Raw genomic sequence first — 23,630 nt, forward strand, 5'->3', positions numbered from 1 at the left:
TGAAGACGACTGAAGACGACGAGGTAGATAGGCTGGGGGTGGAAGTGCAGTAATGCATGGAGCTGACCAGTACTAATCGGTCGAGGGCTTATCCAATTGCAAGTTCTACATCGCAGACTTTCGTTTCGAATCTAGTTTTCAAGGAGCAATCCTTGTAATCATTGTTTATGATTGTTATTTGGAGAGATACCCAAGTGGCTATAAGGGGACCCTCTGCTAAGGGGTTAGGCTGTGTAAACGGTGCGAGGGTTCGAATCCCTCTCTCTCCGCCATCTTTATTCTAATGGAGATGGACAAGCAATCAAGACAATTCATTAATATGGCGGTGTAGCTCAGCTGGCTAGAGCGTACGGTTCATACCCGTAAGGTCGGGGGTTCGATCCCCTCCGCCGCTACCATATTACCCAGGAGGCTTAGCTCAGCTGGGAGAGCATCTGCCTTACAAGCAGAGGGTCGGGGGTTCGATCCCCTCAGCCTCCACCATATACGCCGGTGTAGCTCAACTGGTACACCATTAATGCCTGGAACCGTGGTGTAGTTGGCCTAACATGCCTGCCTGTCACGCAGGAGATCGCGGGTTCGAATCCCGTCGGTTCCGCCATTAATCCCAAAACAAAATAAGGCTCGGTAGCTCAGTCGGTAGAGCAGAGGACTGAAAATCCTCGTGTCGGCGGTTCGATTCCGTCCCGAGCCACCTTATTATTTTGGAGGATTAGCGAAGCGGCCAAACGCATCAGACTGTAAATCTGCTCCCGTACGGGTTCGGTGGTTCGAATCCATCATCCTCCACCAGTTTTATGAGTCATTAGCTCAGTTGGTAGAGCACCTGACTTTTAATCAGGGTGTCGAAGGTTCGAGCCCTTCATGACTCATCTTATAGAAAGAGTGAATAATCATTAACATGATTATTCACTCTTTTTTTGTTGTTTTGAAAATAAAACTAACTAATTAGTAGCCGAGTGTTTAGTGAATATTCTAGGGAACATAGATAAAAAGGTTAGCTGCCAATACACAATAAATTATATATTTTCGTAATCATTGTTATAAACCAATAGGTAAAAGGCGATCTCCCTTAGGATATGATAAGATAGTAGAAAAAACAGAGTGGTGACGTTCATATTATGATCATACCAGGTCTTAAACAACAAATTGAAACAGTTATCGGCACTACATTAGATGAATATGAAGTTACTATAGAAGAATGGGAAGAGTCAGCGGCTAAGTTATTCAATCATAACTACGATAACTCTACCTATAATGGAACGCCCGGCGGTCAGCTGAGCGAGCCAGAAAGAGTTACCTATACTGAAGCCCGGAGTTTGAGCACGGGGGAACGGATTTATTTTAAAGTCGGAGTGAATGCCAAAGAAGGAAATATTATATGTTGGGGATGCTCTACTGAAGCAATAACTAGAGAAACCAAGGGTCTCATTGAACTTCTAATCCTTAACTATACAGAAGCATCACTCGAAGAAGCACCTGTAGTATATGAAAGTGATCGAGAGCAGCAACTTGCTGAACTGGGACAATGGCTTGTACAGCAGATGAACGATCCATCCCAATATGAATCGGTACCGGAGCATTTATCGATTACGGCCGAGCTGAGCACAGAGAAAATTCCTTTTTTGCTGCAATGTGAAACACCGGATGCTCATCGAATTCGCTCCAAAGAGCTTAATAAATTATTGGAGAGTTACTTCGGTGAGTTAATTATATTAATTCCTATGAGAGAACAAGAGTGGGTCTTTCTTGCTGATGAAGAGATTGTTATGGGTGAGGTTGAGGAAGATACCATTGAGGCAAGAAAAGATCTGCTTAATGCCTTCTGTCTCGGACTATATGAATTGGTAGCGAGTGAATGGGCGGGTGTCTTCCATCTATCTGCATTGTTACCTTGTCACCCAGTAACTCAACTGGCGCCTGCTACTGCGCTTTTGCAGGAAAGTGTACAGTTAGGCAGGGCATTCCATGTCGCACAGCATATTCATCTTCCTTGGAATCTACAACTAGAACAAGTTGTTGCAAGTATTCCTGAGCAGCAGCGGCTCCGGTTCATCAAGGATACAGGTAAAGATACCACAATATTTAACGATAGTGAGACCCTCACAACGCTAGAGACCTTTTTTAGCTTGGATTGCAATGTGAGCGAGACGGCCAAGCGTCTTTTTATCCACCGGAATACACTGGTTTATCGTCTGGATAAGATCAAACAAGAGATTGGATACGATGTTAGAAGCTTTGAAAGTGCTGTTCTAGTGCGGCTTTTGCTGCTTATGTACAAAGTGACGAAAAAGCTCTGATATTTTTGTGCAGTTTGCGAATAGTCAAACATCACATGCATGGGTTATTATAAAACTACAAAATGTATTCGATTACAAAATGATCTCTGAGGAGGCAACAATCATGGCAGGTGTACGTTTAGAGCATATTTTCAAAAAATACCCGGGTTCCGATAAAGCAACAGTAGTTGACATTAACCTGGACATTAAAGATAAAGAATTTTTGGTACTGGTAGGTCCGTCCGGTTGTGGTAAATCAACAACACTGCGTATGATCGCAGGCCTTGAGGAAATTTCCGAAGGTAAACTCTATATCGGTGACCGTGTCGTAAATGATGTTGCTCCTAAAGACCGCGATATCGCGATGGTATTCCAATCCTATGCCTTGTATCCGCATATGAGCGTATATCAAAACATGGCGTTTGGTTTGAAATTGCGTAAAGTAAAAAAAGACGAGATCGACAAACGTGTACGTGAAGCAGCTAGAATCTTGGATATCGAGCATTTGCTTGAGCGTAAACCTAAGGCATTGTCCGGTGGTCAACGTCAGCGTGTCGCTCTAGGACGTGCGATTGTCCGTGATCCACAAGTCTTCTTGATGGATGAGCCACTCTCCAACTTGGATGCTAAACTTCGTGGTCAGATGCGTGCGGAAATCACAAAACTGGCTAAACGTTTGGAAACAACTGTTATCTACGTAACGCATGACCAGATCGAAGCAATGACGATGGGTGACCGGATCGTAGTTATGAAGGATGGTATCATCCAACAAGCTGCTTCTCCGGAAGAACTGTATAACTTGCCGGCTAACCTGTTCGTAGCTGGATTTATCGGTTCCCCAACAATGAACTTTATCTCGGGTAAACTGGCTGAGCAAGGTGCTAACTTGCACTTCGTAGCTCCAGGTGTAGATGTTGAAATCCCACAAGGTAAAGCACAAGTGTTGAAATCCAGAGGATATATTGGTAAAGAAGTGATTCTGGGTGTTCGTCCAGAAGATATCCACGAAGAGCCAGTATTCTTGGAAGCATCCCCGAACTCTGTATTCTCTACACACGTAGATGTAACAGAGAACTTGGGTCACGAAATGCTCCTCTACTTGAGCGGCGTAGGTAACGATACTACAATTGCACGTGTAGACGGACGTTCTAACACTCGTGATGGTTCCACAGTTAAAATGGCAATTGACATGAACAAAGTTCATATCTTTGACAAAGAGACTGAAGTGAACGTACTTCTTCAAGACTAATATTACTGGGATTCCTCGGTAACGATGAAATCTATCAGTTAACGCAATCATACATTGTATTCAGAGCCCCTTCCGTTATTGCTGGAAGGGGCTTTTTTGACTAATAACAGGCGTAGTCCAAGATTGCATTCAGCGGTGAATTCATTTAAGATTATTTGAAGGTTATCGATTGATGAAACAGAGCTTGAGTATGCTATATCTGCATGGAAAACATCCGATAACTGTGGTCTGTCTTCGCTGAATGACGTTAATCGACGTTTCGTATAGGCTGCAAATGGAAACAAACTGAATGCGCTCTTAAAGTAGTGAAATGTTGTGTCATCTTGATGTACATACAGAGGCAGCGAATGCTGAAAGGAAGAGACAAAATGGCGAAAAAAGTGAAAGTATCCGAGTTAGTGCAACAATTTCAGCTTGAAGTTGTTTCAGGATCTCATGGATTAAAGAGATTCATTACAGTAGACGATCTGAACAGACCTGGCCTAGAAATGGCTGGTTATTTTGAATATCACCCACAAGAACGGGTACAGCTTCTTGGAAGAACCGAGCTGGCCTTTTTTGCAATGCTCCCTGAACAAGAACGCCGTGATCGGATGCAGCGTCTATGCACAGAAGAGACACCTTGTATTGTTGTCACGCGTGGGCTGGACGTTCCACAAGAGCTGATCGATATCAGTGAAGAGCAAAACCTCGCTGTACTTCGTAGTAATATGGCAACGACGATTCTGTCGAGCCGGATTACTGGTTTCCTTGAGGGCAAGCTGGCACCAACAGCGACCATCCATGGTGTTTTGTGTGATGTGTATGGTGTAGGGATGTTGATTACGGGAAGCAGTGGTATCGGTAAAAGTGAGACGGCCTTGGAATTGGTTAAACGTGGACATCGCTTGATTGCCGATGATGCGGTAGAGATTCGCCAAACCTCCGACTTCCAGCTTCACGGAACAGCACCAGAGTTGATTCGTCATTTGCTGGAGATTCGCGGAGTTGGCATTATCAACGTTATGACCCTGTTCGGTGCGGGTGCTGTACGTAACAATAAACGGATTACACTTGTGGTTCGACTTGAAGCATGGCAACAAGACAAGCAGTATGACCGTCTTGGATTGGACGAGGAGACTACACGAATTATTGATACGGATGTACCTCTGGTTACGATCCCGGTTCGTCCTGGTCGAAATCTAGCTGTAATCATCGAAGTTGCAGCCATGAACTACCGTCTGAAGCAAATGGGATTGAATGCGGCTCTGCAGTTTACGAATAAGTTGACAGCAACCATCTCAGAAGATATGGAAGACATGGATTAAATGAAATAGTTCAAGGGATTGTGGTATGAGACAAAGCTGTGCTTTGCTATACCACTTTTTCTTGGATATAGGTTACGCAGGAAATTTGCACAGTACAGAACCATTTACGTATATGGTCTGTAATTAAGAGATTCTTTTTGTTCTTAGATCCGTAAATAGCATGAGTTGCTGTGTGGATTGTATAGTGTGAGAGTGAGTGGCATGAGTGAATTTATAGGAGTGTGAATGAATGGATACATTATTACTGTTGGACCCGGTTGCGTTCTCTATTGGATCGCTGACGGTTCACTGGTACGGATTAATTCTGGGTGCAGCAGCGCTTGTAGGTCTATTGCTGGTCATTCAGGAGGGGAAACGGTATGCCATCCCGCAAGAAGTGTTCATGGACATGGTTCTGCTCGGCGTACCGTCTGCTATTATTGGGGCCAGAATTTATTATGTGGCATTTAAATGGGACGATTATAAGGATAATTTCTGGGATGTATTTAAAATATGGAATGGCGGCATCGCCATTTATGGCGCACTAATTGGTGCAATTATATGTGCAGTTATTTTCTTCCGTCGTAAAGGATATAACTTCTGGCGTATGGCCGACATTTGCGCGCCTGGTCTCATCGTTGGACAGATGATTGGGCGTTGGGGGAACTTCGTGAATCAGGAAGCCTACGGCGGACCTGTAGAGGAGTCATTTTTGCGGAACAATCTGCATCTTCCGGACTTTATCGTCAATCAGATGAACGTAAATGGTGTATTCCATCATCCGGCGTTCTTGTATGAATCGTTATGGAGCCTGGTAGGATTAGGGATTCTACTCGTATTGCGTCGTCAGAAGTTTCTACGTGCAGGCGAACTATTCATGTCTTATTTTATCTGGTACTCTATCGGTCGTTTCTTCATTGAAGCGTTGCGTACAGATAGTCTTGGGTTCCAAGCACCAGCATGGGTGGCTTCTGTCGTAAATGGGATGTGGTCTCCAATGACAGCAATGGGCTTCGAGCAAGGGTATCTAGATCCAGCGTACGGCAACGTTAGAATTTCGCAACTGCTGGCGATCGCTATTATCATTGTTGCGGTATTATTCATTGTGGTAAGAAGAGTGACGGGTCGTGCAGATGTACGTTATAGTGATCCAATCGTATCGACGAAAGTACCTTCGGAACCATCGGATGATATGCCACAGACAGGTGCGCCAGGTACAGGTGCTGGCAAAGACAGCAAAGAAGACAAAACAACATCAACGCTAGCTAGAGAAGAGCAGAGGCAAGCTGAAGACAAAAAGGAGTAATGCAGGTATGATCAACACGGTTTTGTTTGATCTCGATGGAACGATTATAGATACGAATGAGTTGATCATCAGCTCGTTCCTACATGTAATGGGAGAATGGGAGCATTCAGCTCCGTGGACAAGGGAAGAAATTATTCCACATATGGGTGGCACGCTGGAACAGCAGATGCGCACATTTTCTGGACAAGAGGATGTCTCTAAGTATGTGAAGGGCTACCGTGCATATAACGATATTCACCATGAGGCAATGGTGCAGCCTTTCCCTTATGTGTTGGAGGTTATTGAAGCTCTTCATCAAGCAGGTATCGTAATGGGAGTCGTGACAACGAAAATTCGTCCATCCACACTTAAAGTGTTAGAGCGCTTCGACTTGCTCAAGTATATGCAAACGATTGTAACAGTCACGGATGTAACACATCCGAAACCTCATGCTGAGCCGGTATTGAAGGCGATGAACGAGCTTGGTGCCGATCCTACCAAAACATTGATGATTGGGGACAGCCCCGTGGATATTCAGTCGGCTCAAAATGCAGGTGCACTCTCCGTAGGTGTGGCCTGGTCTCTCAAGGGAGAAGAGAAACTGAAAGAATACAACCCGGATCATATTGTGCACGATATGAGGGATCTGCTTGTACTCACAGGTATTGAAGCGAGACGTACATGAGAAAAGTAACCCGCTATCCGGTAGAAGGTCATAATGCATTATGGCATATCTATCAGACTGTAAGCCCATGGAAAGGTGTTCGTAATTTTATCTGGATTCAGCTATCACGTTACTGTCCGATTCTATCGGTAAAGAACTGGATCTATCGCCGAATGCTTGGCATGAAGGTAGGTAAACATACGGCATTTGGCTTAATGGTGATGGTAGATGTGTTTTTCCCGGAGAAAATCACGGTGGGCGAAAACTCAGTCATCGGATACAACACGACCATTCTGGCTCATGAATATCTCATCAAAGAGTACAGGCTGGGCGAGGTCATTATCGGTGAAAATGTACTTATTGGTGCGAATACAACCATCTTGCCGGGGGTAACCATCGGGGATGGAGCTGTGGTTGCAGCAGGCGCTGTGGTTCACAAGGATGTTGCGCCAGGAGCCTTTGTGGGAGGTAATCCACTACGGGATCTATCCCGGTCTGCAACTACTGAGCAAGATATGCTCGTGAATACAGAGGAACCAGTTTAGGAAACGAAGGTCGTTGGAAAACGACATTTGAAACATGTATACCTGTGACTTAAGTTTAGAGCCATAGGAACTAATAAGAAATATCCAGTGGTAAGGTGAAGTCTGAACCGCTGAGAGAGAAGCTGCTAAGGGCAGCTTTTTTCATATATAAATATTCTCTCGTCACGCTTGTAAAATGCGGGTAAACCATAGAAGGAAGATGGCTGGCTAGCTGTGTGGTTTTGTTGACGATGTGGAGTCATTCATGTTATCATATCCCATATCCTTTAGTTTGTTAGCACTTTACCATACGAAAGCAAAGAGCAGCAGAGTGTGAACTTCATATTCTCTTCTCTGAGGGTTCGACTTCATAGAAATAATGCGCTGCATAGCAGCTAGAGCACAAGAACGGCTTCACAGATGAACGTATAGAGGATTTGCGAAGGCATTTGTGACTTCGGTTGAAACAGATGCTATTTACATAAATCCTGTTGAGATACAGATTGAAATGCAAGTGGACGAATGAATGGATGCAAGAATCAATATACAGACTGCTGCACAATCCAAACTACTGACTCGGGGTGAATGATACTAATGTCTAAACCAAAAGGCTTCGAGAAACCGACGGGTTTCCGTGACTATACACCGCTTGTCGTGAACAAGCTGAGAACGATTGAGCGAAATGCACTAGAATGCATGGAACGCTGGGGTTATCGCCAGATTATGACGCCAACGATTGAGTATTACGACACGGTAGGTGTAGCCAGCTCTACCTCAGATCGTAAATTGTTCAAGTTGCTGAATAGCCGAGGAACAACGCTCGTGTTGAGATCGGATCTGACAGCTCCTATTGCACGGGTTGTATCTTCTCTACTGAAGGATGAGCCACTTCCCCTCCGTTTGTCTTATCATGCGAATGTGTTCCGCTCCATTGAAGAGGAAGCGGGACGTGAAGCGGAGTTTTTCCAGACGGGTGTTGAACTTGTGGGTGATGATTCCCCTGAAGCGGATGCAGAAGTGGTTGCTTTGGCGATTGCCTCATTACAGGCAGCGGGTGTGTCTTCTTTTAAAATAGCGATGGGTCACATGGGTTTCCTGAATGGATTGTTGGAAGAGGTTATCCCAGGGCAGACCGCACAGCAGCAAGAATTGAAGAATGGATTGCTCGGGCGGGACTACGTTGGTTATCGGGAATCTATTGAAGCGCTCGATCTTGAACCGAAGTTGAAGGCGCAACTTGAGGCGATTCTACGTTTGCGAGGTGGCAAAGAGATCTGTGCTCAAGCAGCCCAGTTAAGCTCCAGTCCAGAAGCAGCAGAGTCTATCGCCCATCTGTGTGCAGTATTTGAGGTGTTAGAGGCGTATGGAGTCTCTGAGCATGTGTTGATCGATCTGACGATGATTGGTGACTTCTCGTATTATACAGGTATGACATTTGAAGGTTATGCGGCCGAGCTTGGATCGCCTGTATGCAGTGGTGGACGATATGATAATCTGCTGCAGCAGTTTGGACGTGCGCTTCCGGCTACGGGATTTGCACTCAAAACAAACCGAATTATCGACGGAGTACATGGCATTACAATAGAAGAAGAAAAGCCTGTGCTGATTGAATATCAGTCTGAATGCCGAGCTGAAGCACTTACGGAAGCAGCGCGGTTACGCAGTTTAGGAAAGAATGTTGTGACATCCCTTCTCTCCGAAGAGAAGAGCAATACTGAAACGGCGAAAGTAGCTGTAACCTCTGGTGAACAAGAAGTGCGGAGTGACAAGCGGTATGCCGAGGTCATTCGTTATACATCTGAAGAAAGGGGAGCACGCTGAGATGTCGGATATTTTGAAGGTAGCAATGCCTAAGGGACGAATCTATAAAAAAGCTTCAAAGTTATTCCGTGAAGCAGGTCTCGACATTCCCGTTGATGTGGATGACACACGCAAGCTGGTGATCGAGGTGCCGGAAGCTGGCATGGAGTTTATTATGGCGAAGCCTGTGGATGTCCCGACCTATGTAGAATATGGTGTGGCTGATATCGGGATCGTGGGCAAGGACGTACTGCTTGAGGAAAACCGGGATGTCTATGAGCTGCTCAACCTGGGAATTGCACAGTGCCGGATGTCCGTTATTGGGCTTCCTGATTGGAAGCCAGGTATTCAGCAACGTGTAGCAACCAAATACCCGATCATTGCTTCCCAATATTTCAGAGAACAAGGACAGCAGGTGGAAGTCATTAAGCTGAACGGCTCTATTGAGCTTGCGCCACTAATTGGCCTAGCCGACCGAATCGTCGATCTAGTAGAGACGGGGCAGACGCTACGTGAGAATGGACTAGTGGAAATGAATTCGATTCTGGATATCACCAGTCGCCTTATTGCTAACCGAGTTAGTTATCGGATGAAGAATGATCGGATTCAATCGTTATGCGATGCATTGCAGAGGGTTATTCCAGCATCGACGGAGACGCCTAGTGGGATACTGAGAGGCTGACGAAAGCCTCTTATCTTATTATCATGGACATGTAGCAGGCCTCGTAAATGCGTAGCGGAGCATGGTGTACTAAGACTACACTTGGAGCGAAACTGCGGCTTGATAGAAATTATGGATATCAAAGAATGATCATATAGCATGGTGGTATTACAGGAGAGAAGGAGGTTATATGCATGAAGATTGTACCTGCACGGGAGTTTAATCTGAAGCGGGAAGTCGAATATGGTACACCTGAGCAAAATGAAACTGTACGGCGCATTGTCAGTGACATCCGCCGAGAAGGTGATACTGCGTTGCTCCGATACACAGAGCAACTGGATCGGACGAAGCTCGCGGCTTCAGAGCTTCGTGTGCCGCAGGAAGAGCTACAAGCAGCGTATGCCGCGGTGGAGCCATCATTTGTAACGGCGATTCGGCAGGCCGCCGCTAATATTCGTGCGTTTCATGAGAAGCAGAAACGCAATTCTTGGATGGATTGGCAGCCAGACGGCAGTCTGCTGGGCCAGGTAATCCGACCGCTGAAGCGGGTCGGTGTGTATGTACCTGGCGGCAAAGCAGCGTACCCTTCGTCGGTGCTGATGAATGTGATTCCGGCACAGGTAGCGGGTGTGCCGGAGATTGTTCTGGTGACGCCGCCATCCACTAATGGTGGCGAAGGCATTAACCCGTACATTCTCGTGGCTGCTGCGGAAGCAGGCGTAAGCGAGATGTACCGGGTTGGCGGCGCGCAAGCCATCGCCGCCCTCGCCTATGGCACGGAGAGTATTGCCCCGGTGGATAAGATCTGTGGACCGGGCAATATTTACGTGGCGCTCGCGAAGCGCGAGGTGTATGGGGCAGTCGATATCGACAGTATCGCGGGGCCGAGTGAGATTGTGGTGCTCGCCGATGACACGGCGAACCCGGTGTATGTTGCCGCAGACTTATTGTCGCAGGCGGAACATGACGAGATGGCATCGGCTATTCTCGTCACGACTTCGGCTACGCTGGCGGAAGCCGTGCAGACCGAGGTGAAGCAGCAACTGGAAGTGTTGCCGCGTAGAGATATAGCGGCTGCTTCGGTGGAGCAGTATGGTGCAATTATCGTGGTTGATTCCTTAGATGAAGGAATTGATGTGGTGAATCGTCTTGCACCGGAGCACTTAGAGATTATGGTGCAAGAGCCGATGGCTTACGCCGGACGGATTGAGAACGCTGGTGCCATCTTCTTAGGCCCATATAGCTCGGAACCGGTAGGGGATTATTTTGCCGGCCCGAATCATATTATTCCGACGAATGGTACAGCCCGGTTCAGTTCACCGGTGGATGTGGATGATTTTATTAAGAAATCCAGCTTGATCTATTACAGCAAGGAAGCGTTGCTCCAGAACGGAGCAGCTATTATAGAATTGGCTCGGCATGAAGGTCTTGAAGGACACGCCCGCGCAATCGCTGTGCGGTTAGAACAGGAAGGAAAGGCGGAATCAGATAATGGATAATCAAGAGAATGGCTTAGGACTAGAGAACAAAGGTACTGTGCGCGAAGCACAGGTAGACCGCAAAACGAATGAGACCAATATTCAACTCGCATTTGCCGTAGATGGAACGGGTCAATCGGTGATTGAGACGGATGTTCCATTTCTGAATCACATGCTGGATCTGTTCACGAAGCACGGACAATTCGATCTAAACGTACAAGCGCGCGGGGACATTGATATTGATGATCACCACACTGTAGAGGACATCGGCATCTGTCTCGGACAGACTTTACGAGAAGCATTGGGTGACAAACGGGGCATTAAGCGTTATGCCAGTGTATTCGTACCTATGGATGAGGCTCTCGCTCAGGTCATCATTGATGTCAGCAACCGTCCTCACTTTGAGTATCGTGCAGAATATCCATCCCAGCAGGTAGGTAGCTTCTCAACAGAGCTTGTGCATGAGTTTCTGTGGAAATTGGCATTGGAAGCTCGGATTACCTTACATGTGATTGTGCACTACGGACAAAACACACATCATATGATTGAAGCAATATTCAAGGCACTTGGTCGGGCATTGGATGAGGCAACGATGATTGATCCACGTGTAACGGGTGTGCCTTCCACGAAGGGAGTGCTGTAGACGATGGCGATTGCAATTGTCGATTACGGTATGGGGAACCTGCACAGCGTCGGCAAAGCGGTCGAACGTCTAGGTTATGAAGCGCTGGTAACGGGAGACCGTGAGGCGATTCTGGGTGCAGCTGGTGTGATTCTGCCCGGTGTAGGTGCATTTGGTGATGCGATGGAGCATCTACGGGAGAGCGGACTGGATGCTGTAGTTAAAGAAGCTGCTGCTGGGTCGAAACCTTTGCTCGGTATTTGTCTTGGAATGCAGTTATTGTTCAGCTCTAGCGAAGAGCACGGGGAACATGAAGGACTGAACATTTTACCGGGTAAAGTGGTGCGCTTCGCCCCAGGCGAGCTGAAAGTTCCACATATGGGCTGGAACCGTCTGGAATTCCTACAACCGGAAAGCCCGTTGTTGGCTGGTCTGGATGCAGGACACGTGTATTTCGTCCATTCATATCATGCAGTTACTGAAGTGCAAAGTGATCTACTGGCAGTCACCGATTACGGACATCCTGTGACGGCTATTGTGGGTAGAGGATCAAACTTCGGTATGCAGTTCCATCCGGAAAAGAGCGGCGAGCTAGGTATGAAGCTTCTGGGTAATTTCTTGGCTTTAACGTAAACGTAAACGGCCTGTATATGTTTGAGCATTAATAGTGTTCAAATTAGAGCTTCACCGGAATGATCTGAATAACTTGTGTAAGACAACGTAATTTCTATTCGGTACATTGAGGTCAGATTGGATCATCGTGCAAGAGAGTAGTGAGTTCTGAAATGAAATGCTACTCTAAACTAAATATCAGCTATAAGTGCGTGTTCAAAAAGAACGGTTTTCAGTACCGATAAGATGGGATGAAGCTAGAAATGGAGTAGCGGAGCGTAGGCAGGACTACGTGATCAACTACATTGTTTCCGAAGGAAACAAGCTGTGTAAGCATCCACTTATTTCGGCTGAATTCCAAATTCGATGCTGAGATGCCGTCAAGCATTCTTCGTAATCAAAAGCAGACTTTTTGAACAACCTCTATAAAGCGATAATCAGGAGGGCTTGTATGTCATCTTTTATCATATATCCAGCAATTGATATCCGGGACGGTAAATGTGTAAGACTGGTGCAAGGCGATTACAATCAGGAGACGGTATACAACGACGACCCTGTACAAGTTGCCCTATCTTGGGAGAAGCAAGGCGGTACATATGTTCATCTCGTAGATCTGGACGGTGCTAAGGCTGGACATCCCGTTAATGATGAGCTGATCGGTCGAATCGCTTCAGCAGTAAACGTGCCTGTTCAGGTAGGTGGCGGTCTTCGTACAGTTGCCGATGTGGAGCGTTTGCTCGGACTTGGCGTTAGCCGACTTATTATTGGAACAGCGGCGATTGAGGATCGTGCTTTTACGGAGGAAGTATTGGGACGATACGGCGATAAGGTTGCCATCGGGATAGATGCTCGTAATGGTTATGTCGCTACACGAGGCTGGCTCGAAACATCAGAGGTTCAGGCGGAAGTGCTGGCGAAGGAGCTGGCTGCATTCGGCGCAGAAACATTTATCTTCACTGATATTTCTCGGGACGGCATGATGCAAGGACCAAATGTGGAAGCGATTGTGTCTCTAGCGAAGGCGAGCGGCAGAACCGTCATTGCTTCCGGTGGTGTGAGTGTGATGGATGATCTACTTCGCCTTAGCCGCCATGCAGATGATGGCGTAGGTGGAGCAATCGTGGGCAAAGCGCTATATACAGGTAGCATCGATCTGACTGAAGCGGTACGTTCGGTGAATAAATAAGCGAGATATTCGAGTAGAGAGGAAGAGGAGCATGCTGGCAAAAAGAATCATTCCTTGTCTGGACGTGAAGGACGGACGGGTTGTCAAAGGCGTTAACTTCGTCAATCTTCGCGATGCGGGTGATCCGGTTGAGCTGGCGGCGCTATATGATCGTGAGGGTGCCGACGAACTGGTATTCCTCGATATTTCCGCTTCGGTAGAAGGACGAGAAACGATGGAAGAAGTCGTACGTCAAACGGCTGGCGAAATTGCGATTCCATTTACGGTGGGTGGAGGTATCTCCAAGGTTGAAGATATGAAACGTATTTTGCGAGCAGGCGCGGACAAAATTGCCGTTAATACAGCAGCAGTGCTTAATCCACAGTTGATTGCAGATGGGGCACGTCGCTTCGGTTCCCAGTGTATTGTGGTAGCGGTGGATGCCAAGTACAACGATGCTTGGGGCGAGTGGGAAGTCTATACCCATGGAGGCCGGAAAGCTTCAGGCATCAAGGCGCTTGAATGGGTCAAGCAGGCTGAAGAATTAGGAGCAGGTGAAATCTTGCTGACAAGCATGGATGCGGATGGTACCAAAGATGGCTTCGATCTAAAGCTGACAGCTGCGGTATCTGAATTGGTGCGTATACCGGTTATCGCCTCAGGCGGTGCCGGCAAGGAATCCCACTTCTACGATGTGTTCACGGCGGGTAAAGCGGATGCGGGGCTCGCAGCAACGATATTCCATTATAAAGAAATCGCCGTACCGGCGCTAAAACAACATTTGAGCGAACAAGGGGTGGAGATCCGTGAGTGATAGAAGTAATGAAATCAAGGAACAATTGTCCCTTACACAGGTAGTGGAGCATATCCGCTGGAACGATGGATTGGTACCTGCCATTGTACAGGATGCTGAGACTCGTGACGTCTTGATGATGGCTTACATGAACCGGGAGTCTTTGAAGCTGTCGCTGGAATCTGGTGAAACGTGGTTCTGGTCGCGTTCTCGTCAAGAGCTATGGCACAAAGGAGCAACATCAGGCAACGTACAACAGATCACTTCGCTAAAATATGATTGCGATGGTGATACGTTACTTGTTGAGGTTAAACCGAATGGACCAGCTTGCCATACAGGTGAAGTGACTTGTTTCCACAATGAAATCACTGGTTTGCCAGAAGCGTCCGAACAAGCAAGCGAAGCGAATAGCACGTCTTCTGGTCAGAATGATGCAGCGCTGAGCGAAGCGGAGGCACGTTTTGCTGTACTTGGTGAACTTGAATCTGTCATTGCAGAACGTGAGCGTGAGCGCCCAGAAGGTGCTTATACAACGTATCTTTTCGACAAGGGCGTAGATAAAATTCTCAAAAAAATCGGTGAAGAAGCATCGGAGACGATCATTGCCGCGAAAAATAAAGATAATGACGAGCTGCGTCTGGAAGTCAGTGACCTCATGTATCACTTGCTCGTTCTCCTTCAAGAGCGCAAGTTGCCACTGGACGATATTATGTCAGAGCTGAGCCGTCGTCACGAGCGGCCTCGCCGCGATTAGGAGGAGACAGGCGTGCGAATAGACTATCATACACATCATGAGCGGTGTGGTCATGCCGTTGGTAAGTTGGAAGAGTATGTGAAGCGTGGCGTAGACATTGGGCTATCCCAGATTGGGCTGTCTGATCATATGCCGTTACTCCATGTAGATCCAGCCAATTATTATCCCGAGATGGCTATGCCGATGGATGAGCTTCCACGCTATGTTGAGGAATGTTTCTCCCTGAAGGAGAAATATCGTGGTCAGATTGATGTACGTGTCGGCCTAGAGGGCGATTATATTGAAGGCTGGGAGAATGAGATCCGAGCAATTATTGAACGGTATCCGTGGGATTATGTCATTGGATCTGTACATTTCCTGGGCGAATGGGATATTACTGATTTCCGTCAAACGCATCACTGGGAAGGGCGTAACGTGTTGGAGGTATATCGCCAATACTATGATGCGGTGAGTAAGGCAGCTGCAACGGGAATGTATGACATTATGGGACATACGGACGTCATCAAGCGATTCGGCTTCTCCCCTGCATCTGAGGAGGCAGATGAGCGTATTGCACTGGAGAATGCTGCTCTGCAAGCGATAGCTAAGAGCGGCTGTGCAATGGAGCTTAATGCCTCAGGGTTATCGAAGCCCTGTGCTGAGATGTTTCCTGGACGGCGGATGCTGACGAAAGCGATTGAATTAGGTATCCCGTTGACGCTTGGCTCAGACGCGCATGATCCTTTGAAGCTGGGGGATTACCTACCTGAGGCAGAAGCACTCTTGCGTGAGTTAGGGTGTACCGAGGTGGCTGTCTTTGAGAGTCGCCGTCGCTCTTTCGTTCCTTTAAATGGAGGAGACAGTAGAGTATAATAAGGTTGAAAATAACCTTATTCATAAGGGATTATATAGGGGCTTCAACCCTCGGGAGGGCATTATGCAGCAATCGTTACGTATTTTTTCCGGTTCATCGAACCCGAAGCTGGCAGAACAAGTATGCGACAAGCTGGGAGTACAGCTAGGCAAGATCAAGCTGTCCCGGTTCAAGAGCGGAGAGATATACGTTCATTATGAAGAGACTATTCGTAACTGTGATGTGTTTCTAATTCAGTCGTTGTCTAACCCGATTAATGAGTTGTTCGTTGAACTGCTCGTTATGATCGATGCTGCGAAGCGAGCCTCTGCTCGGACAGTGAACATCATCGTTCCCTATTATGGATATGCTCGTCAGGAGCGTAAGTCAGCCCCGCGTGAACCGATCTCAGCCAAGATGGTTGCCGATGTGTTGACCACGGCTGGAGCGAACCGGGTTGTGACGATTGACCTCCATGCAGCAGCTATCCAAGGATTCTTCAATATTCCGGTTGATCATATGACATCATTAGATCTAATCAGTGAGTATTTGTTAAGCAAAGGTATTGAACATCCGGTTGTTGTCTCTCCGGATGCTGGGCGTGCCTCTATGGCAGAGAAGCTAGCGAACCGGTTGGATTCGCCTTTTGCCATCATGATCAAGAAGAGACCAAGCCATAACGAATCTATCATTACCCATGTTATTGGTGATGTTGAAGGTCGCACACCGATCATTATTGAGGATCTGATTGATACAGGCACGACAATTCTGAATGTCGTTGAGGGACTCAAGGAGCGCGGCTCCAATAATGTATACGTATGTGCTACACACGGCTTGTTCTCTGATGGAGCATTAGCGAAACTCAATCATCCCTCGATAGCTGAGGTGGTTGTTACCGATTCGATTGCGCTGCCAGATGATCATCCTGAGTGCTTCAAAGTATTACCGGTTTCTCCGATGCTGGCAAGAGCCATTCGTATTATCGTCGATGGCGGCTCTATGGCAACACTGTTTAGAGATTCTGGCATCTAATGAAGGATCAGAGAATGAGTTTACTCCATAGAGTTGTTCCGTGTCTGAGTTGTCTGCTCAGCACGGATTTTTTGTTTTATTCATAAGACAGGCAGAATTCTAGGCAGTCAATTCTTTGCTTGCTCTTCCGAACCATGTGCTATAATAACATCAAAATTAATTTATGAGAGCGCTTTAATATGGGGTGATCCAGCCCAGAGGTGCGACAGATGATAAACAATAGAACTGCGGCCGATTCTGTGGTTGGCATCGTAGAGTGAGGAGTGGGGTCGATTGTCCCGTACTTGGTATTATCGTTTACTATTTTCGTACTTTCCTATTTTCTTTCTGACTGTGACCATACTCATTTTTATCGCGTTTGTTTTCATTAATGACATCTCTAGGGCCGAAACGAAAAAAGCAGACCGCATCTCGTCCAACTATCTAGCGGATACGGTAGATCACACCATCAGAGATATCGAATTATCATTGATGGAGGCGGTACAGAATGACCAAGCCTATAGAGACTATTTTAATCATAGAGTTGGGGCGAGTTCCGAAACAGTCTATGCGATTGCACAGAGTTTGCGTGAGTTAACCAGTTCGTCTTCATGGATTGAATCCATTTATTTATATGACAATATGAATAAGAGCATTGTGACGGTGAGTGGGCCTAGAGATGTGGAGAGCTTCTCAGACAAAGCATGGATTGAGCAGACGGTGTCCGGGAAGTTATTTCCGGGATGGCAGCCCGTTAGAGAGTACGATGGAGGTATTATTCAGCGTGCCCCTATTCGAGTGGTAACCGTTAATAAGGATATGCCTTTGCCTTTTGGATCCCAAGGTACACTTGTGATTAATATTAAAATGAGCAGTATTGAGCAAACGGTCGATAACATGGTTAACGGGCAACTTTCCTTCATGACGATTCTGAACCAAGATGGTCAGGTAGTATACAACGCACACTTGGATGATGAAGATGCTACAGAAGGAAGAGTATTGAACACGCTTACGCTCGATAGATTAGGTTGGACGTTATCCAGTGGGATCAAGGCGGGCAATCTGTTTGGATGGGTATCTGTTATTTCTTATGTATGGGTAGTCATTGCCATTGTGACCGTGGTTAGTGCGATCATCTACATCATTTATGTTACACGTCGAAATTATAAGCCAATTCAGATTATTATGAACCGGATTGAAGCACATCAGATTCGGACACTTGAAGATTCGGGATCTCGTAAAGATGAGATGAAAATGATTGATGGTGCGCTTGAAAATCTGATTAACCACATGATGGATTATGATGATAAAAAGAGGGAAAATGTACTGTTGCAGCGCAGCAAGCTGTTCAACAGTCTGTTACATGGCGAGCATCTTGACCAAGCCGCAGCGAGGCTTGAGGAGCTATCTCCATTTGACACCGTGGGGGAGTCTGTCCGCTTCGCTGTAGTCGTTGGAGAGATTAACCGTTACGAGAAGGGATTTCAAGAGCTTTATACGAGAGGTGAACAAAATACTCTCAAATTCGCATTGATGAATGTTCTACAGGAGCTCTCACGCAACAAGGGCATTCAATGCTGGGCTGAATGGGTCAGTGCAGAACGGGTAGCCATTCTATTTCTCTCCACAGAGGATAGCAGCGAGCATGATATGACTGGACAGATTCGTGATGTTGCAGAGGATTGTCGGTTCTGGGTTGATCAGAATCTGCGTATCTCGCTAAGCTTTGGGATTGGGCCGATTGCAGATGGCATTGGGACTATTCGAGAGTCTTATACTGGTGCAGAAGCGGTCATGCATCGGAAATGGCTGATGAACGGAGACGTGGGTTTGGCCGAGAGTGGGGAGAAATCGAAGCCATTAATAGAGACGTACACCTACTTGCAGATGATTGCTGACTTTGTTAAGCGATTCCGAATGTCGAGCGGCCAGTGGCGGGAAGAGCTGGAGGAGATTTTCGCGGCGTTTGAGTGTAATATGCTGCCTGATGAAGATATTCAATCCCTCATTCAAGCGATGCTACAGATGCTTAGCCGTGAAGTGGCACTAATGTCGGAAGAACTTCAGGAGAAGTTGTCAGAAGACAATATGAACAAGTGGCTCAAGTCGATAGAGGAAGCAGCGACACTTGCTGATGTAAAAGCATTGCTGTTCGAGGATTTAACCGACCTGTTCAGAACGTATGTCTCGGTGACAGAGACCAAGAGCTACAAAGCCATGGTCAATGAGATGAAAAGTTATATTGAAGAACAATTTGCCAACCCTGACCTGTCTCTGAAACATTTAAGTGATCGGTTTCAGATCTCTGGCAAACATGCGAGCTATTTGTTCAAGACGGAATTCAATATGAAGTTTGTGGACTTCGTGACTGAGCTACGAATGAAGGAGACGGAACGGCTTCTTCGCACGACTGATTTGGCATTGCAGGATATTGCCCTGAAGGTGGGGTATGCTAATGGTATTACGTTGGGGAGAGTATTTAAACGAGTTACAGGCATTACTCCAGGCGATTATCGCCGAGCGAAGCGTGAACATCATGCAGATGAGTCATAGTCATAGGATGCAATGTAACGTGGATTGCTTATTTTCGGGTAAACGAGCTTAAAGTGAGGGGTGGATTTCTCGCAGGTGTTCTCCGTAGGAGGGTTACTTGCTGGAATCCACCCTTTTACTATGATCCAGGCGGTTTGCCTGATCAATCCGATCAGTGATTTCAAGTCATGTGGTCATTCCAAGTGTATACGTGGATGGATATTCCAGTTTATATGTCGGATACGAAAATAGGCAGTATCAGAAAATGGTTTATCGACCTAGCTAAGAACAAGCTGTACTGAAGTGGGGGTAAAGTCTGTCTGTGCGCGGGTTTAGAGCGGTGTTATTGAAAATGGAATGTCTACGAAAATGGTTAGGGGAATAAACCACAACCGCTCTGTAAGCGCTTCCGAAACTGGTTTATTGCATGAGAGCAAGAAGGTATGGAATACTCGGATCAAGCTTTAAAAACATTCAACGCAAAGCCAAAGGGGATGACAAAATGACAAGAAGAGCAACCAAAGGGAGTACGAAGAAATGGATGGGTCTGGCGCTTACAATGGTAATGGGAGTTTCACTGTTAGCAGGATGTTCATCTGCATCTGATCAATCGGCTGAAGGCGGTGCATCAGGTAGTGGTGAGCGTGTCACCTTGAAAGTAGAGGTATTCGATCGTGGTAACAGTCCTTCTCCACATACGATCACGAACAACTACTTAACTAAATTTGTTCAAGAGAAATTTGGCGATCCGAATAACATTGATGTGCAATTCGTACCTGTTCAACGTTCAGAAGAAACAACCAAGCTCAACGTGTTAATGGCCAGCCCCAGCGACGTTCCAGATATTGTGTTTGTATATGACTCCAGTGTGTTCTACCGTTACGCTCAGCAAGGCGGTCTAACTGACGTAGGCGAGCTTCTTAATGAACATGCACCTAACTTAAAAGAATATCTCGGCGATGACCTGTTGAAATTCGGTCAGCTTGAAGGTCAGCAATTCGCTATTCCGGGTAAACGTGCCATTACGGCTCGATATAACTCATATATCCGCCAGGATTGGCTCGATAAAGTCGGTATGAAAGCTCCAACAACAACGGATGAGCTGTACGAGACGTTGAAAGCATTCAAAGAGAAAGATCCAGGCAATCTAGGCAGCAAAAACATCCCAATGGGTATGGCACTTGCCCCAGCTCAGTATGAAACACTGATTTACTCCTTTATTAAGCCTGTACAAGATGGACTTACGTACAGTCAGCGCTATGAGCTACCATTGCATGATGGCTTCAAAGATGCGATGCAATTCCTTAACAAGCTATACAATGAAGGTCTGATCAGCAAAGACTTCAGTCTTGATGAAGAAAAAGCACAATTGGTCAAAGACTTCCAGAACGGTAATATCGGCTACATGTCTGAGGACGTAGGTCAGATTCTTTATGCAGAAGGCATGCTTGATAATTTGTACACGAATGTACCGGATAGCAAGGTTGTAGCAGTTGACGCTTACACTAACCCGAATGTGGACAATAAACACATCAAATCTCGTTATGGTAGCAACGGTATGTACATCATGATTCCAAAAAGCAGTAAACGTTCGGTTGAAGCAGTGAAATACCTAGACTGGATGGCTTCTGGAACGAACTTGCTGGAGATCAACACCGGTGTTGAAGGTGAAAACTACGATATGGTTGACGGTGTTCCAGTTGTTAAAGATGATGCACCACAGGATGTCAAAGATCGTATCTACAACGGCGGTGACATGGCCATTATTGCCAACGGTAAAGTAGTTGGAGATCAGGCAGCCAATGAAGCGGCATGGATTGCAGGCTTCCCAGAACGTAACCAAGAGCTGATGAGACAGTCCATTGATATCGCTAATACGGATACGATCGGTCCGGTTATCTTCAGCAAACCAATTGAAGCAGAATCTAAATATGGTACAGCGCTGAACGATAAGTTGAAAGTGCTTATTGTGAAAACAGCGATGGCTAAGACAGCAGATTTCGATTCTGTATATGAAAAAGAAATGAATGATTTCATGTCACTGGGTGGCACAGAACTGAAGAAAGAGCTTGAAGCAGCACTTCAGTAAGCGTTATCAATCAAAAAGTTCATCTTGTGATTACCCAATCAATATGTAATTTACCGCATAACTTTGGAAGGAACGTGTGCCGCCGATATGGGCGGCACAGCCGTTTCTCTGCTGATAGGAGGAAACCGACTTGACCACCACTTACTTGAAAAGGTATTGGCAATTATATGCGCTCATCTCATTGCCTCTGATCTACTTCTTAATCTTTCGTTATGGCCCGATGTACGGTGTGCAGATTGCCTTCAAGGATTTTAACTTGTTTCAGGGCATTAACGGTAGTGAGTGGATCGGCTTCGATGCATTTCGTGAAGTTTTTTCAATGCCGGACTTCTACACCACATTACGTAATACCTTTATGCTTAATTTTCTAGATTTGCTCGTTTCATTCCCTGCTCCAATTATTCTAGCCATTATGCTCTATGAAGTTCGGTTTAAGTGGTTCAAAAAGATTTCACAAACGATTCTGTACATTCCTCACTTTATTTCCTGGGTTATTATCGGGGGGATCGTGTATCAATTATTCGGCAATCAATCTGGTATGGTGAACGGTTTGCTGCAGAGTATGGGACTCGACTCCATACCATTTTTGACAGAGAAGAATCCATGGCTTGTTACGTATCTGTTCACAGGGGTTTGGCAAAGCGCTGGATGGGGAACCATTCTGTATCTCGCTGCATTAACCGGCGTGAATAAGGAATTGTTTGAAGCTGCTGAGATCGATGGAGCGACACGTCTGAAAAAAATCTGGCATATTACCTTGCCTAGTATTAAACCAACGATTGTCACTTTGCTTATTCTGAATCTCGGACAAATGGTCAGCATTGGTTTTGATCGTCCTTACATTATTGGTAACACTGCTGTGCGTGAATATTCAGATGTTCTGAGTACCTTCGTGTACAGGGTTGGTTTGGAATCTGGACAATATACACTGGCGACTGTCGTCGGACTTTTCCAAGCTGTTGTGGGATTGATTTTTGTATTAGGTTCAAATTATATTTCGAAAAAGGCGACCGGAGAAGGTATTTTGTAGGATCGAAAAGGATACCAATCGGCTGTTTGTATAGACCATCAGTAAAGGAGCTGTGCGCATATGAGTGAACGCACCTCAAACCGGGTTTTTGACATCGTTAATATTACCTTTATCAGTTTGTTTGTTATATTCTGTCTGGCTCCGTTCTTGCACACGATTGCGATATCACTTAGTTCCAACCGGGCAATTACATCTGGAGAAGTGACCATATTCCCTAAAGAATTTAATTGGGATGCGTATATTCAGGTATTCTCTGATCAATCGATGATCTATTCACTGGGCTTTACGAGTGTTCTGACAGTGGCAACCACTGTACTATGTATGCTATTCACGCTGGCAGCTGCATATCCGTTAACGAAGAAAAAGTTGAAAGGGCGCAAGCTCTTCATGTATGTCATTATTATTACCATGTTCTTCAGTGGTGGAATGATTCCGGAATATTTGCTCATTCGTGATCTGAACTTACTGAATTCCGTCTGGGCGCTGATTTTACCTGGACTCGTGAGTCCGTTTAACTTGATTATTTTAATTTCCTTCTTTCGGGGTATTCCGGAAAGCTTGGAGGAATCGGCAGAGATTGATGGTAGTTCACATATACACACGCTCTTTAAGATTATCTTGCCATTATCCATGCCTGTATTGGCTACGTTGGCTCTTTTCTATGCGGTTGGCCGCTGGAACGGCTTTCAGGATTCCCTGATGTATATTAATGATCCGAAGCTATATCCGCTCCAGCTTAAGCTCTATCAAATGGTACAGAACAACATGGTTAGTGAGCTTACATTGCTTGAGGGTGCTAGTCGTACACGATTAACTCCAGAAAGTCTTAAAGCTGCTACTGTTGTGTTTGCAACCGTTCCGATTCTGCTAGTGTATCCTTGGCTGCAAAAGTATTTTGTCAGCGGTGCGATGCTTGGCGCGGTAAAAGGATGATTCTAGCATTGGTATAAGCGCAGGGTAGGTC

General features: G+C 46.1%; 20 protein-coding genes, 7 tRNA genes and 1 rRNA gene. All 28 read left to right on the plus strand.

Annotated elements, in window-relative coordinates; genetic code table 11:
• Positions 1-96 (plus strand): 23S ribosomal RNA (locus tag ASD24_RS10310); the annotation flags it as partial.
• A gap of 84 nt (positions 97-180) precedes the next feature.
• A tRNA-Ser gene (locus tag ASD24_RS10315) sits at positions 181-272 on the plus strand.
• Positions 273-321: 49 nt separating this feature from the next.
• A tRNA-Met gene (locus ASD24_RS10320) sits at positions 322-398 on the plus strand.
• 9 nt (positions 399-407) lie between these two features.
• Positions 408-483, plus strand: a tRNA-Val gene (locus tag ASD24_RS10325).
• A 40-nt stretch (positions 484-523) separates the two neighbouring features.
• Positions 524-601: transfer RNA gene (locus ASD24_RS10330), tRNA-Asp, on the plus strand.
• A 20-nt stretch (positions 602-621) separates the two neighbouring features.
• Positions 622-694, plus strand: a tRNA-Phe gene (locus tag ASD24_RS10335).
• A 12-nt stretch (positions 695-706) separates the two neighbouring features.
• Positions 707-792, plus strand: a tRNA-Tyr gene (locus tag ASD24_RS10340).
• A gap of 7 nt (positions 793-799) precedes the next feature.
• Positions 800-872 (plus strand) — tRNA-Lys (locus ASD24_RS10345).
• Positions 873-1,121: 249 nt separating this feature from the next.
• Positions 1,122-2,300, plus strand: coding sequence for a PucR family transcriptional regulator (locus tag ASD24_RS10350; RefSeq protein WP_056695204.1), 1,179 nt, complete (start codon positions 1,122-1,124; stop codon positions 2,298-2,300).
• A 103-nt stretch (positions 2,301-2,403) separates the two neighbouring features.
• On the plus strand, positions 2,404-3,528 hold the full coding sequence (locus ASD24_RS10355) for an ABC transporter ATP-binding protein (RefSeq protein WP_056695205.1): 1,125 nt from the start codon (positions 2,404-2,406) through the stop codon (positions 3,526-3,528).
• Positions 3,529-3,896: 368 nt separating this feature from the next.
• On the plus strand, positions 3,897-4,835 hold the full coding sequence (hprK, locus tag ASD24_RS10360) for an HPr(Ser) kinase/phosphatase (protein ID WP_056695206.1): 939 nt from the start codon (positions 3,897-3,899) through the stop codon (positions 4,833-4,835).
• Between the two features lie 229 nt (positions 4,836-5,064).
• Entirely contained in the window at positions 5,065-6,120 is a 1,056-nt protein-coding gene (gene lgt / locus ASD24_RS10365; protein ID WP_056695207.1) for a prolipoprotein diacylglyceryl transferase, read from the plus strand.
• 7 nt (positions 6,121-6,127) lie between these two features.
• Positions 6,128-6,784, plus strand: coding sequence for a pyrophosphatase PpaX (gene ppaX / locus ASD24_RS10370; RefSeq protein WP_056695208.1), 657 nt, complete (start codon positions 6,128-6,130; stop codon positions 6,782-6,784).
• Positions 6,781-7,308, plus strand: a complete 528-nt coding sequence (locus ASD24_RS10375; RefSeq protein ID WP_056695209.1) for an acyltransferase — start codon at positions 6,781-6,783, stop codon at positions 7,306-7,308. The genes ppaX and ASD24_RS10375 overlap by 4 nt, the downstream gene beginning before the upstream one ends.
• A 573-nt stretch (positions 7,309-7,881) precedes the next feature.
• Positions 7,882-9,108, plus strand: coding sequence for an ATP phosphoribosyltransferase regulatory subunit (locus ASD24_RS10380; RefSeq protein ID WP_056695210.1), 1,227 nt, complete (start codon positions 7,882-7,884; stop codon positions 9,106-9,108).
• 1 nt (position 9,109) lies between these two features.
• Complete coding sequence (gene hisG / locus ASD24_RS10385) at positions 9,110-9,769, plus strand: ATP phosphoribosyltransferase (protein WP_056695211.1); 660 nt, start codon at positions 9,110-9,112, stop codon at positions 9,767-9,769.
• Between the two features lie 173 nt (positions 9,770-9,942).
• The gene (gene hisD, locus ASD24_RS10390) at positions 9,943-11,247 is read left to right on the plus strand and encodes a histidinol dehydrogenase (RefSeq protein WP_056695213.1); all 1,305 of its coding nucleotides are present in this window, start codon (positions 9,943-9,945) and stop codon (positions 11,245-11,247) included.
• The gene (hisB, locus tag ASD24_RS10395) at positions 11,240-11,869 is read left to right on the plus strand and encodes an imidazoleglycerol-phosphate dehydratase HisB (protein WP_056695215.1); all 630 of its coding nucleotides are present in this window, start codon (positions 11,240-11,242) and stop codon (positions 11,867-11,869) included. Before hisD ends, hisB begins: the two co-directional genes overlap by 8 nt.
• A gap of 3 nt (positions 11,870-11,872) precedes the next feature.
• Positions 11,873-12,481, plus strand: a complete 609-nt coding sequence (gene hisH, locus ASD24_RS10400; RefSeq protein WP_056695217.1) for an imidazole glycerol phosphate synthase subunit HisH — start codon at positions 11,873-11,875, stop codon at positions 12,479-12,481.
• A 430-nt stretch (positions 12,482-12,911) separates the two neighbouring features.
• Positions 12,912-13,646, plus strand: a complete 735-nt coding sequence (hisA, locus tag ASD24_RS10405) for a 1-(5-phosphoribosyl)-5-[(5-phosphoribosylamino)methylideneamino]imidazole-4-carboxamide isomerase (protein WP_056695220.1) — start codon at positions 12,912-12,914, stop codon at positions 13,644-13,646.
• A 31-nt stretch (positions 13,647-13,677) separates the two neighbouring features.
• Positions 13,678-14,439, plus strand: a complete 762-nt coding sequence (gene hisF / locus ASD24_RS10410) for an imidazole glycerol phosphate synthase subunit HisF (RefSeq protein ID WP_056695221.1) — start codon at positions 13,678-13,680, stop codon at positions 14,437-14,439.
• The gene (gene hisIE, locus ASD24_RS10415) at positions 14,432-15,172 is read left to right on the plus strand and encodes a bifunctional phosphoribosyl-AMP cyclohydrolase/phosphoribosyl-ATP diphosphatase HisIE (RefSeq protein ID WP_056695225.1); all 741 of its coding nucleotides are present in this window, start codon (positions 14,432-14,434) and stop codon (positions 15,170-15,172) included. The genes hisF and hisIE overlap by 8 nt, the downstream gene beginning before the upstream one ends.
• 12 nt (positions 15,173-15,184) lie before the next feature.
• A complete protein-coding gene (gene hisJ / locus ASD24_RS10420; RefSeq protein WP_056695227.1) occupies positions 15,185-16,024 on the plus strand; it encodes a histidinol-phosphatase HisJ in 840 nt (279 codons plus the stop codon).
• Positions 16,025-16,088: 64 nt separating this feature from the next.
• A complete protein-coding gene (locus tag ASD24_RS10425; RefSeq protein WP_056695229.1) occupies positions 16,089-17,036 on the plus strand; it encodes a ribose-phosphate diphosphokinase in 948 nt (315 codons plus the stop codon).
• A 273-nt stretch (positions 17,037-17,309) separates the two neighbouring features.
• Positions 17,310-19,568, plus strand: a complete 2,259-nt coding sequence (locus ASD24_RS10430; protein ID WP_056695231.1) for a helix-turn-helix domain-containing protein — start codon at positions 17,310-17,312, stop codon at positions 19,566-19,568.
• A 481-nt stretch (positions 19,569-20,049) separates the two neighbouring features.
• Positions 20,050-21,636 (plus strand): extracellular solute-binding protein, encoded by a 1,587-nt coding sequence (locus ASD24_RS10435; RefSeq protein ID WP_056695232.1) that lies wholly within the window; start codon positions 20,050-20,052, stop codon positions 21,634-21,636.
• 130 nt (positions 21,637-21,766) lie between these two features.
• The gene (locus tag ASD24_RS10440; protein WP_056695236.1) at positions 21,767-22,666 is read left to right on the plus strand and encodes an ABC transporter permease; all 900 of its coding nucleotides are present in this window, start codon (positions 21,767-21,769) and stop codon (positions 22,664-22,666) included.
• A 60-nt stretch (positions 22,667-22,726) separates the two neighbouring features.
• The gene (locus ASD24_RS10445) at positions 22,727-23,599 is read left to right on the plus strand and encodes a carbohydrate ABC transporter permease (RefSeq protein ID WP_056695238.1); all 873 of its coding nucleotides are present in this window, start codon (positions 22,727-22,729) and stop codon (positions 23,597-23,599) included.
• Positions 23,600-23,630: the final 31 nt, after the last annotated feature.

The organism is Paenibacillus sp. Root52 (genome assembly GCF_001426865.1).
Classification (GTDB): domain Bacteria; phylum Bacillota; class Bacilli; order Paenibacillales; family Paenibacillaceae; genus Paenibacillus.